This window comes from Trichormus variabilis 0441, assembly GCF_009856605.1.
In the GTDB taxonomy this organism is placed as follows: Bacteria; Cyanobacteriota; Cyanobacteriia; order Cyanobacteriales; family Nostocaceae; genus Trichormus; species Trichormus variabilis.
Genome location: NZ_CP047242.1, coordinates 4,510,563 through 4,523,572, shown reverse-complemented (window position 1 = coordinate 4,523,572; position 13,010 = coordinate 4,510,563). Strand labels below are relative to the sequence as shown.

The 13,010-nt window shown below is 43.6% G+C and carries 5 protein-coding genes; all 5 read right to left on the bottom strand.

Features of this window, described 5'->3' with window-relative positions; all coding sequences use genetic code 11:
* Positions 1-120: 120 nt before the first annotated feature.
* Complete coding sequence (locus GSQ19_RS18655; protein ID WP_011319359.1) at positions 121-1,482, bottom strand: beta-ketoacyl [acyl carrier protein] synthase domain-containing protein; 1,362 nt, start codon at positions 1,480-1,482, stop codon at positions 121-123.
* A 557-nt stretch (positions 1,483-2,039) separates the two neighbouring features.
* Positions 2,040-3,752, bottom strand: coding sequence for an SDR family NAD(P)-dependent oxidoreductase (locus tag GSQ19_RS18650; RefSeq protein ID WP_041456218.1), 1,713 nt, complete (start codon positions 3,750-3,752; stop codon positions 2,040-2,042).
* A 162-nt stretch (positions 3,753-3,914) separates the two neighbouring features.
* Positions 3,915-9,209 carry a type I polyketide synthase gene (locus GSQ19_RS18645; protein WP_011319357.1) on the bottom strand — a complete coding sequence of 1,765 codons (5,295 nt, stop codon included), beginning with the start codon at positions 9,207-9,209 and terminating at the stop codon, positions 3,915-3,917.
* Between the two features lie 667 nt (positions 9,210-9,876).
* Positions 9,877-10,155, bottom strand: a complete 279-nt coding sequence (locus GSQ19_RS18635; RefSeq protein WP_010999474.1) for a hypothetical protein — start codon at positions 10,153-10,155, stop codon at positions 9,877-9,879.
* Positions 10,156-11,110: 955 nt separating this feature from the next.
* Positions 11,111-12,454, bottom strand: coding sequence for a ParB N-terminal domain-containing protein (locus tag GSQ19_RS18630; protein ID WP_011319356.1), 1,344 nt, complete (start codon positions 12,452-12,454; stop codon positions 11,111-11,113).
* Positions 12,455-13,010 lie beyond the last annotated feature (556 nt).

The following is a 13,010-nucleotide window of genomic DNA, read 5'->3' as shown; positions in this document are numbered from 1 at the left end:
TGTAAGGTGCGTCAGTGCAATAAAACCTAAACATACTCAGAAATTATTCATACTGACGCACTCTACTAAACTAATCAGCAACGCCTATTTTTTGGTGTTCCCTCAGCCCTCAAGTTATGGCTACAAATCTGCTGCTTTTTCCAAAATCAGATGGGAGTTTGTACCACCAAAACCGAAAGCACTTAAAGCCGCGTGTTTAGTTCCGGTATTGATAGGCCAGGCTGTGGGAGTCCGAACAATGTTTTGGGGAGAAATGACATTGTTTTCAGTACCTATAGGGTCATTGACATTAATCGTGGGTGGAATCACACCATAATTCATGCCGTAAATCGCCTTCGTTAAACTCACCATCCCCGCCGCAACTAACAAGTGACCTACATTAGCTTTGCTTGAACCTATTAATGGTGCGGCTTGATGTTCTCCAAAAAAGCTTTCGATGGAATTAAATTCCGTCGTATCTCCTAACAAAGTGCCGGTAGCGTGACACTCCATATAATCTATAGCTTTGGGGCTAAGTTGGGCTTCTTTATAGGCTCTCTCAAAAGCTGTAACTTGCCCTTTCGTGTTGGGACTGAGCAAATGCTTACCCTTCCCATCATTAGAAAGACCATTACCACAAACTGTAGCCAGAATTTTATCCCCATCCCTCACAGCATCGCTATATCGTTTTAGCATTACCATACCAATGCCTTCGGATGTAACTAAGCCTCTGGATGATTTATCTAAAGGAGAGCTAATCCCATTTTCTGGATAGCCTTGAATCCCAGAAAACAACATCCGCAAAAACAAAGGGTCTGAGCAACTAATAGCACCAGCTAACATTACATCAGCCTTACCTGTCCACAGATAATGAGATGCTAACTTGATAGCGTAGAAAGCAGAAGAACAAGCCGCATCGATACAGAAATGAGTACCTGATAGAGAGAAAGCCTGAGCAACTAATGCGGCTGGTAAACCAGATATCATCGCATTATGTAGAGATGGTTTAGTTGCTGTAGGTAAAGCAGCCAGATGAAAATCTTGATTTTGTAAAAGTTCGGCAACAGCAGGTTCTATAGTTTGTCGATAAATAGGTGTAACCAGTTGAGTAGAAAGCTTAGTTGGGAAAGAGAGAGTACCTAAAATGACTCCACATTTAGATAGGACATCTTGATTTCCCCAATAACCACTATGTTTTATTGCTTGTTTAGCCGCATATAGCGACCATTTGAAGGTATTATCCAAGCTTTCCACATATTCTGATGGCAGATTGTATTCACTAGCATCAAATTGGAAGTTTTGAATAAATCCACCTTTGAGAAAATAAAATTTTTCCGGCTTGCCTTTTACCGGGTCGTAAAATATTGTGGGATCTACACCCATTTGGGCAACAGTTACAGATGATGTCGAATCTTTCTGCTCGGTGAGATTCTGCCAAAATTGCTCAGGATTATTAGCATCAGGAAACAGGCATGATAAGCCAATGATGGCGATTTTTTCCACTACTGATATCCTCGTTAGGGTATAACGAATTACGAATTATTGGATTTACGCTATTCCCCAGACTTAATATAACTTGAGTTCGACAAGTCTTTTTTGACCTCTCCCCCAGCCCCTCTCCGACGCGGAGAGGGGAGTAAAGAGTTAAATATCAGCGAAAAATTGGGTTTTAAAGCCTCTCTCCTACAAGGAAATAAGCTTTGATTCTTACTCCCCTTCCCTTGTAGGGAAGGGGTTGGGGGTTAGGTCTGTATTTGACTCAACTGCAAATCGCTATAGTTAGGAAGTAAGAAAGAAACCTTTTGGATTCTCCGCATTTTTGGCAAAAATCAAATCGCAGTCTTACAGGATTTACGCTACTTTACAGACAAGCAAAGATATGAGGCTGATTTCATTTCGGCCTACTATAGCAATCCTAAATCATTTAGGATATTTTGAGGGTTTTATTTTAAGAATTGGGGAGTGTGTCAGGGTTGATGATTTCTATCACGCAGAGGCGCAGAGAGGATTAAGAGTTTGAACTTTCATTCATCACCTGCTCCCCACAACTCTGACTTTGGTTAGTGTAAATTCATCGGTGCAATGATTGCTTTCGCTTGGTAAATACGGAAGTAGATTTTTCCTTCTCGGTCATGCAAGATGATATCAGCTGTGACACCAGATGGTGTTTTGTTTTCGATTTCGCAAGAAACATAAAATGGTTTGTTGCGAGGGATGGCTCGAAACTGTTCTGATTTAGTTATTTGTCCGGGTAAGCATACTTCTTGATGTACATGACTCAACCATAACCATAGGGGTTGTGTACTCAAATCTGTGGCGTACGGATTGTGCCATTTGACGGGGAATTGTCCTTGAACTTCGAGGGGAATTTCTGCCCAACAACATTCAACAGTAATTTTCCGGGAATTGATATTTAAAACTCTGGTGATTTCTTGGAAAGAAGTACCATGAAATAGGGATAAACCCCCCTTTTGATAAAAATCTTTACTGATCGCCCCAATGGTATGATCTTCTGTGAGGTCGAGAGATTCATACACTGGCGCTGGTGGTAAATCCCGCACTATGGTGATGTGAGCGCTGAAGTGATAATGAATTTTCCCTTCCGGTGTCTTGCTGAGTATCTTGGTCTGAAATTCAATGGATTCAGAACCATGTTTCGCAACTTCTTGTATTTCTAAAATATGTTCGGTAGCTACCTTGTCATTGAAAGTAATACCCTTCAAAATTTTAAAATCTTGACAACGGAAATACCTGTAACCGGGATAACACTCCTCACAAGCATTAATCATCCAAGACATCCCACAGGTAGCTGGTAATACTGGAGTACCAGCAATCACATGGTCTAGGAGAAAGGGATTAGCCTCTACAGTCATGCGGCGACGGATGCGATAGCTGCGTAACTGGGGGTCAATGTTTCCTGGTGCGGGGATAATAGGGCTACCAATGACTACTTGTGTAGAATCATGGTGACTAGGATGTAATTCATTCACCAGCATCTTTGTCCCTACATCCACAGGGATAATATCAATTCCCCGTTCTGCAAAAGCTTTTTTCAGTTCTGGTGTCACCATCCCACTATCCCAACCACCCCAATTGATAGCCACAACGTGACACTGGGGATAGTTTTTCTTAATTAAATGGGCAGACTTATTGAGAATTTCATTAGCGATCGCATAATCCGATTGCCCCATATTCCCATAAAAACCAGCCACCGAGGAAAATAACACCAAATGTTCTAACTGATTAGCATCCACACAAGACAGCAGATTTTCTAAACCTTGCACCTTCGCCGTGTAAACCTTCTCAAAATCCTGGTCTGTCTTCTTCTCAATTAACTTATCCGCCAAATTACCCGCACCGTGGATAATACCTGTTATTTTCCCCACAGCCGCTAACTTTTGGCGTAACTCAGCCACATTAGTCACATCAACATCAATATATTCTACCTGTGACCCCGTCGCTGCGATCGCCTCCAAAGTCGCCTTAATTTCCCGACTAGAAACAATCTTGTGATAAACCTTCTGTACACTCATCGGCGTAGGCTTTTCCCCTTGCGCCACCAGGTGCTGCATAATCGCTTTTTTTAAAACCGACTCCTCAACACAATCACGAGCAAAATCCGGCTCACTTTCAATAACTTCCGACCGACCAAGGAGAATAAAACGACAAGGCTGGTGCTGCGCCAATTCAATCACACATTGCGCCGTAATGCCTTTCGCACCGCCACTTACAACAAAAACCGAAGCAGGACGAACTTGAGTGAGTGTAGTCATATACTTGAATTCTAAAAGTATCTCATTTATCTCTCTGCGCCTCTGTCTTGAAAAGTTTCCTACGCCGGGAAACCCGGCTTCGAGGAACTTTTCGCTGCGTCTCTGCGTGAGATAAAAAAGCATATTTCTCAACGCAGAGGAACGCAAAGGTACGCGGAGTAATTAACTGATGAGGGTGACACGGCCTTGAGAACCGTAAGCGACTTCAGGGATATAGAGGTTGGAGTCGTGTAATTCGTCGAGAATAAACTGTGCTGACTGCTGAGGGTTCAACGCGGGGCTTAAGTCAATCCCTCTGGTGAAGACATTCGGCCATTCCCATCTGAGAGTTTTCACTAGTCCAAACAACCCACCGGCGATCGCGCCAAAATTGGTGTTATGCTCTAAGCCAAAGGCTCCATCCAATCGAGTCACCGTCACAAAACAACTGCGCTCATAGCGTCCGGCTTCCGTGAGGGATTTTTTCAAATGTTTCGCCAGGAAAAATACGTGCTTGACAATTGACTTTTCTTGTGGTATGTAAATTCCCAAGTTTTGGAACACTGGGTGGATGTGGATGAAAGCGCCAATCTTGCCGTAGTTGGTGGCGATCGCAGATAATTTGTGTTGGAGTAGTTCTTCACTCATATCTGCGAGGGTGACGCGGTGGACGCTGGCGGGTAAGGTGGACTGATGGGGAACTAGGGATTGGGGGAAGCTTAGGACTACAACTTTCCAACCACGCTCTGTCAGAGATTGGGCTACTTGGGAGGTGGTGAGGGAACCATCATCGGTAATTAAACAGATGTGTCCCTCTGGTAAAGAAAAGTCTAAGCTATCCGGTGTTGGTAGGTATTTGAGTTTGGCTGGACAGCGAGGAACGTTGCCGATTATGCTGACTGGTTGCCAGTCCCGCTCAGACTGAGACTTTTTTTTTTCACCTCCCGCCAGCTTCTGGAGGTAGTCAACAATTTGCCGAATGGTGCGGAGGTCGCCTAATTCCTCGATGTTGGGCTTGGGTAGGTTGGGGTACGCTTCCTGCATTGCTCCCAGGATTTCTACCCGTTTGATGGAGTCAATCCCCAGGTCTGCTTCCATGTCCATATCGAGTTCTAGCATTTCTACTGGGTAGCCAGTCTTATCGCTAGTAATGTTGAGTAGGGTTTGTCCTAAGTCTGCGTAGTCTGAGGTGTCGGTTGGGGCTGCCGGTGCTGGAGTTGCGGGGATAGCTACAGGCTCAGGCACAACTACGGGGGCTGGTGTAGGTATACTTGCAGTGACTACCAGTGTTGGCATCTCGGCTGCTTGTTGCGCTTGCTGAATGGCAATGCCTACAGATTGGCTAATAGCGGTGTTAGCTTTGAGATAATCGACAATCTGTCCGATGGTGCGTTTTTCTGCCAGTTCTTCTAAGTTGGGCTTGGGTAGGTCGGGATACACTTCTTGTAATCCGCCTAAGATTTCTACCCGCTTGATGGAGTCAATCCCTAAGTCCGCCTCCATGTCCATTTCCAGTTCCAGCATTTCCACTGGGTAACCAGTCTTATCACTGATGATTGCTAGAAGATTCTTATCCAAGTCAGCAACATCAATAGCTGGTGTAATGACAGGAGCGACTACAGGTGCAGGTGCAGGAGTAAATTCTGCAACTTGGTTGACTACAGGTGCGGCAATTACTGGCTCAGGCTCAATTGTAGAGACGACAGAAGCGGGTGCTGTCACCACAAGCTCAGACTGAATTTCCCAGGTTGTGGGTGCAGGGGGAATGGGTGCGTCAACTATGCTAAAGCCATTTTTGACTACAGACTCAGGTTGAGGCTCAACTATTTTGGGGGTGGGAGTTACAGGTGCTTCGATGGTGAAAGCAGGAACTTCCTTGACTGGTGTTGGAGTTGCTGGGGGATTCACCTGACCAGACAACACCATTGAGTATTGTTGTTGAATCAGTTCAAAAAATTCTCTGGCGTATGCTACCTGTTCCTGGAGATATTTTTCATGGATGCGGAGGGTTTCGCCTTGTTGGGAGTGAAACTGCATCATGCTGCGCTCTAAACTTTCCATCACCACTAGTTTTAGCTGGGCAGCTTCTTGGGAAGATTTAGCGTTTGCAAACAAGGTGTTTTGTTGCTGCATCAGTTGGAAGAATGCTTTGGTGTATTCCATCTGATGGTTGAGGTAAGTACCATGAACTTGGAGATTCTCAGTTTGGTTTTGTTGAAACTGAGTTGTCAGGTACTCTAGGCTTTCTAGCACTCGCTTGTAGTTGTCCAGTTTTTCTGGTGTTTGCATCTTCTTTTCTTCGACTAGTTGAGGTGAAACGATCGCAGAATTCATTTCAGGTTTGACAGGGGTAACACTAGTAGAGTTATTAATAATTTTCGGCAGTTCGGAAATTTTGCTGTGTCCGTTACCGTTTGTCTCTTTGACGGGGGGAACTGTGACAGTGGGTGCAGGAGGTAAGGAGACTTTGAACCCATCGTTCATTGCGTCTTCCCATGCCTTTTTGGTTTTTTCCGATCTGTAGTTGATACCCCGTAAGGTGACACTCAGACCTTTCTTGGTCTCAGTTGGGGGTAGTGCAGGTGGGGCTTGATATGGGTCGAGGTTCTGCAACTGCATCCCAATCACGCGCATTTGTACGGCTGCTTCCCGCAAAGAGCGATCGCTGTTCTTTTGGGTGCTGGGGTTCAAAGATACGGTGATGTGGGGGCGATCGCCGAGAATATCTTTCACCAAGTTGGTAAGAATCCGCTTCGGCCCAAATTCTACGAAGCAATGACCACCAGCCGCATAGATATTTTCAATTTCCTGTTTGAACAACACCGAGTTAGCCAGGTGAGTTTCTAGGATTTTTTGAATCGCTTGGGGTTCTTTGGGATAAGGCTTACCTGTAACGTTGGTGAATACAGGGATTTTCGGCTCATTGAATTGGACTGACTTAGTGGCGATCGCAAAGGATTTTTGGGCGAAAGCAATCAGTGAGGTGTGGAAGGCGGCGGACACTGGTAAGGGTACAGCCGCGTAACCTTGGGCTTGTAAAGCTTGACGGACTTTAGCGATTTCGGCGGTCGGCCCTGCTAAAACAATCTGGGTGGGAGAATTGTAATTAGCGATGCTAACTTGAGGAAACTGCTTGAGGATGGGTTCAATTTTGCTCAGGTCTTCCTTCACCGCCAACATTGTCCCCGCATCATGGTCTGGGTCTTCTGGCGCAGCCATTGCTTGACCCCTAGCTTTCACTAGGTACATATAATCTGCGTCACTCAACACACCCGCAGCCCACAAAGCGGTGATTTCCCCAAAGCTGTGTCCGGCGACAAAGTCAGATTTAAATCCAGCTTGCTTCAGGATGGCATACAATCCGGCGCTAAATGCCCCAATCGCTGGCTGTGCATATTCTGTGCGTTGCAGTGCAGCAACTTGAGCATTTTTCTCGGCTTCAGAGAACACAGGATGGGGGAAAACAATCTCAGATAGGGGGCGTAAGTTATCTTTGAGCAACAACCCATCCATGTAACCAAACAAACGGCGCAAGGTGGGGAAGTTCATCACCAGTTCCCGTCCCATTTCCAGGTATTGGGAACCTTGACCGGAGAACAGGGAGACGACTTTACCGTTTAATTCCATCCCGGAAGCGCGGTAATAAATCCCTTGGGGATGTTCCCAATTTGCTACACCAGCCTTATGTTTTAGCCAGTCAATGCTGGTTTGCATGAACTTGCAAGCTTCCTGCAAGTTCTCCGCGACAAAGCCGACCCTAGCTGCATTTTGCGGAATTTGTAACGCTTGACAATCCCGAACTAATTGGGAATAGTGCTTGTCACCACCCTCTGATTGCAACTTACCTAAAACTTCCTCACATTGTTTGAGGAGTTCCGCCGGGTTCGCCGCAAACAGTAAGATTTCGCTGGCGCTGTTGTGTAAGCGGTAAGGGCGATTTTGTTCGGCTTCGTGTTCTTCGAGAACTACGTGGTAGTTTGTTCCACCAAAACCGAAGGAACTCACCCCAGCCCTTCTTGGTGGTTCCCCTTCTGGACGAATCCAAGGTCTGGTTTCAGTATTGAGATAAAAAGCGGATTCTGTAATGTTGAGCTTGGGGTTAGGCTCAGTGATGTTAATTGTCGCTGGTAATACTTTATGATGCAGCGCCAAAGCTGTTTTAACCAAGCTGGCTGCACCAGCCGCCGCTTTGGTGTGACCGATTTGGGATTTCACACTACCCAAAGCAATATGCTGCTTTTTCTTGTCGTGTTCGCCAAAGAAATCTCTTAAAGAACCGAACTCGGTGGGGTCGCCAGCCATTGTCCCAGTACCGTGGGCTTCCATTAGACCAACGGTTGCGGGAGAGAAACCTGCATCTTCATAAGCACGGCGTAGGGCGTTGACTTGTCCTTCCTTACGGGGTGCATATATACTCTTGTAGCGACCATCGCTAGAAGTACCAATCCCTTTGATGACTGCGTAAATGCGATCGCCATCACGTTCTGCATCTTCCAAGCGCTTCAGCACCAGCATACAAATACCTTCACCTAACATCATCCCGTCGGATTTAGCGTCGAAGGGTTTGACGTTATCACCAGGAGATACGGCTGGGGTTTTGCTGAAGGAAATATAAGCCATGATGGTGTTATCTGTATCCACACCACCAGTCAGCATCATATCGGCGCGATGTTCGACTAGTTCACTAATCGCCATCTTCAATGCACCGAAGGAACTCGCACAAGCTGCATCCACAACGCAGTTCATCCCGCCAAAGTTCAAGCGGTTGGCGATGCGTCCAGCCACAACGTTAGCCAGCATACCGGGGAAGGCGTTTTCATCCCACTTGACGTAAGCACTTTTGATTTTATCGACGATTTTTTTGGTGTCTTCGTCGGAGAGTCCGCTATTTTTGAGAACTTTTTCCCAAATTGGATATTCTAACCGTGCAGACAATGGCATACCCAATTGTTTCGCCATCGCCACACCTAAGATTACCCCCACCAAATCGCGGTTAAATTCGCGGGATTCGCCGTAACCTGCATCTTCCATTGCTTCTTTCGCAACTACTAAACTTAATAGTTGGGAAACGTCGGTTACTTCCAAGATGCTGGGAGGAATCCCAAATTCCATTGGGTTAAAATCAACCTCCGGAATAAAGCCACCCCGTTTACAATAGGTTTTATCTTCGGTGGTTCTGGGGTTGGGGTCGTAGTAATCTTCAACGCTCCAGTGAGTAGAGGGAACATCAGTAATACAATCAATTTTGTTAACTATATTTTGCCAATACTCCCGTAAATTTCTCGCTTCGGGTAGTAGGGAAGCCATGCCAATAATGGCAATAGGATTATGTTGTAGCTGTCTATTAATTTTGTTGATTGACATTGGTTTTTCTGATTTCATTTTCTTTTCCTCAATACACCTCAACAAAGCCTTTTCGCAGTTATTTATTTGGGCTTCTAACTCCGCTAAGGCTGTATCAATTGGATTAGCAGACATAGGACATATACTGTTCTGAAGTACTGTGAAAATTGCAGCTACAGTAGTTTCTGTTGCTCAGTTAAAATAATCGATTCGTTCTTGTTAGCAACTAGCTATCCTATGTGCGTTGGCACAGCGTGTATCAATTCAAAATTCGTCTTGGAAAGTTTTCTACGGCGGGAAACCCGCCTACAGAACTTTCCGCAAAATTCAAAATTCAAAATACCCTACGGAAAGGCTTCTCTACGAGACGCTACCGCGAACGCCAACAAAATTCAAAATTTAGAATTTAAAAACCAATCTTCTCTCAGGTTTTCGAGCTTGAATTTATGACTGAATTTTGGAGAATTGCTATTGCTGTAGGTCAGGCTAAATGCTTTTTTGAAACACCACACTATACATACTGGTCATTCAACCCTGTTAATTTGAAGGGTATAGGAGTCTGAGGGTGTGGGGGTGTAATACCAATTTAATGTGAAGTTGCACATATTTCGATCCCCCTAAATCCCCCTTTTTAAGGGGGACTTTGATATGTGTTTTTCCGGTTCCCCCCTTTTGAAGGGGGGCTAGGGGGGATCTGATTCTATGCAGCTTTATAAAAAATTGGTGTAAGGGTTGAAAATTTTTATAACCTACACATATACCCCTATACCCATGCACCCCTATACCCTGAATCAGTAGAATGTTATCCAACGCTTGACTCTTGATATTGTGGTAATAGGTCAATCACGTTGTTGAAACTGGTAAAATAATCTTGGATCACGGTAGCTGCTTGACCAGTAAATTCTATCCATTCGTAATGGTAGAGATTTTGAGCAATTGTATCCCACTGGAACGATGGCAACTGAGGAGTAGCTATTAGGACAGAAACGCTTTTTTCTCCCAAACTAGTTTGATTTTCTAGCTTCACCGCAGCCACGTAGCTGGTATTAATGACAACGTTCTGTATCTTGATGAATGCCATAGCCAGTTTCAGCGTCCAGGATAATATATGTTATGGGATTTGACCCAGAAAAGTTGACAAGTTAGTTACAGAAAGAACATCACCTTAACTCCGAATTCACACCATTATTTGAAAGACTAATCAAGCATATAAAAGGTGATGGTGATGCAGTCATTAGAAGGCAGGAAGTCGGTAACAGCAGGCAGAAGGGAAATAAAGTCTTGTAGCTTTTTCCATTGAGTAGTTATTTCTACCATTCTCACCGGGGTTAGTTTTTACTGTTACAGATGCGATTAAATAACTAATTTGCCTTGCCACTTTTTAACGTTGAATTAATACAAACAATAGCACAGTTCATGGAAACTAAATCATTTGTTTAAATTATTTTTATAAAAAAACTAGTTGTTTGTTGATGAAATTTACAGTTTAGATATAGTAGAAAGGTATAACTAAGAACCCATAAATATAAACGGTTAATTTGCTTGATCCAAGCTGTAAGGCTAACTATATCTTGATATACAGGGAATTTCAGCTATTTGTTACATCAGTAATCATTCTGGAAACAAATAAATTTAATGACTTAAATCTATAGATTAATTTTTCAGCATAACGACATAATTAAGCTGTCATTTTTGAGGGTTTTTTAATATAAATGACCTATGAACAAGCATAAGTATTTATCAAGCAAATATCGATTTTATTGATTGTGCATAATAAACATATAAAAGGCTTGTTAGGAATTACCTAAATTGCATCTACCTAAATTAGTATTTGGTAAACAAGCTACAGAATAAATTTTAATTCGTAATAGCTTGGGGCAATACCAACTTATACCAATTCAATTAATGATTGCAGCACATCCTTGGGTGAAGACGCGATGAATCGCGTCTCTACAGATGGTTTATTTATCACATTCTTTTTTTCAAATTGGTATTAATGCTTTTATGGTCATTTATCTTGGTGTATTGATGAGTGATTATGCTTTTTTAATTTTGGTTTCACTAGTAACTGATTTTATGGCTTTTTTACTAGTCCATTTTTGCCATCTGCCAATACCTCGACCAACTAATTCTGCATTGCTGTCGCCAATAAAACAAATTCTGCCCATCCTTTCACAAGTAACTAAAATTTCACCATGTCCCATAAATGGAGCAATCACAAAATGATTGGGACTGGTGTACAAATTGATCAAATAGTTAACAATTCCTTCAACGCCCTCAATATTAATTGGTGTTTGGGGTTTAGCTATTACCTGATGAGAAAAAATTCCTACGTAAAGATTTCCTAGTAATAATTCATATTGAAAGGGCATTTGACTACGCTTGTAAAATTCGTAAATATGCCCTTCCGAACGGATAACCGCCACAACTTTGGCTTCATCTACCAAGTAATTATGCTCCCAGGTGGGTGAGAGAGTAGCGATCGCCAATGCTGCATCTGAAGGTAACAAATTGCGGAATTCCGCCTGGGCTGTGTCGCCGCAATAGACTAAATGTCTGCCTAAAATCCATTCATCACCAATTTGAGTCGTGGGTTCATCGGCGGTGACTGGTTCTGCTTGGTGTTGAGTTTTCTTCGCTGCTAACTTCGCTTCCTTTTGGGCGATCGCACTTTTATAAGCCAATAACTGCGCGGCTTTTTGCTTTACCTTTAACTCTTCTATCAGCTTTGCTTGTCGTTCCGCCTCTTCTTGATCACCCTGAGTTTTGGCTAACTCCCAAGCCTGCTGTGCTGACTCTGCCAAATTTCGCTCCTGCGTCCCCGCCCTTGCCACCTGTAACAAGGCTGTGGGACTATCCGCAATGGGTGTACCCTTAATTAACTGCTTGACTTCTGGATGAATACTTTTGGCAATTTGCTTACCATGCTGAAAGGTGCGTTCCGAGTAACCAGCCTCTTTCGCTAACTCTATTGTTCTTTTAGGTGGTGAAACCATTTCACCACCTTTAAAAGTATGTTGATTATCTCCAACTTTCGCCCGCAGTCCCATACGTGCTAGAATTTGGTCACGTTCCAACCACAATTCTGAACGCTCTAAAGGTTCTAACTCATTGCGAATCAAATTCTCATCGATTTCGGCTAACCTGGCTTGGTCAGCATCATCGTAATTAACAATATTGCACTCAATGGCCTCTAACCCCAACAACTTACAAGCTGTCAGCCGATGTAGTCCAGCAATCAAGGTAAGGCGTTGATCTACCGTGATAGGGTTTAATAGACCATTCGTTTTGATGGACTCCTTCAATTCGTCAACTTTCTCACCCTTGACCGGACGGCGGTTGCGACCGATTTTAATTTGGTCTATGGGTACTGTAGGCATAGTTATACCAATTCAAAATTCAAAATTCAAAATTAAGGAAGCCAAGCTGAATTATGGTTTTGGAGTATGTATCTGTCCCATTATTTTCTCAAATTGGTATTACTATTTTTCAGTGCAGTCAATTATCACACCAAGCAAATACGACTAAGATACACCTAATAAGTTTCATCAGTATCCAGAAATGATGATTTTCTCTCCAAAATCTATGAGAATGTCTTATACTACACAGCTAGGGTAAGAATAATGCGTCGATAATACAGTGGTCAATCAGCTAATGTCAGCGCCATTCTTGACGGTAGAGTTTTTTGCTAGATATTCACAGGCGATCGCTGATCAAAAGAGCATAAATACCTTCGTTGCGTCCTCTCGGTTCTCAGGACTTAAATGCTTTACTTTTAAATACAGGCCAGTCCATTCACATTGATTTAGTAGGCTGGCAAGTCAACTTTGTAAGGTTAATCACATCAAAAAAACCTCTTTCTCCACCCGCTTCCCCCTAGCCGAGAAATTTTGGGTTGGTCAACTCTAGGGACTGGAATTTTCACTCAGCAAGGCC

Excerpts from the sequence above, each read along its gene's own strand:
- GSQ19_RS18635 (WP_010999474.1), bottom strand. The coding sequence starts at position 10,155 with ATGGCATTCATCAAGATACAGAACGTTGTCATTAATACCAGCTACGTG.
- GSQ19_RS18630 (WP_011319356.1), bottom strand. The coding sequence starts at position 12,454 with ATGCCTACAGTACCCATAGACCAAATTAAAATCGGTCGCAACCGCCGT.
- GSQ19_RS18645 (WP_011319357.1), bottom strand. The coding sequence starts at position 9,209 with ATGTCTGCTAATCCAATTGATACAGCCTTAGCGGAGTTAGAAGCCCAA.
- GSQ19_RS18650 (WP_041456218.1), bottom strand. The coding sequence starts at position 3,752 with ATGACTACACTCACTCAAGTTCGTCCTGCTTCGGTTTTTGTTGTAAGT.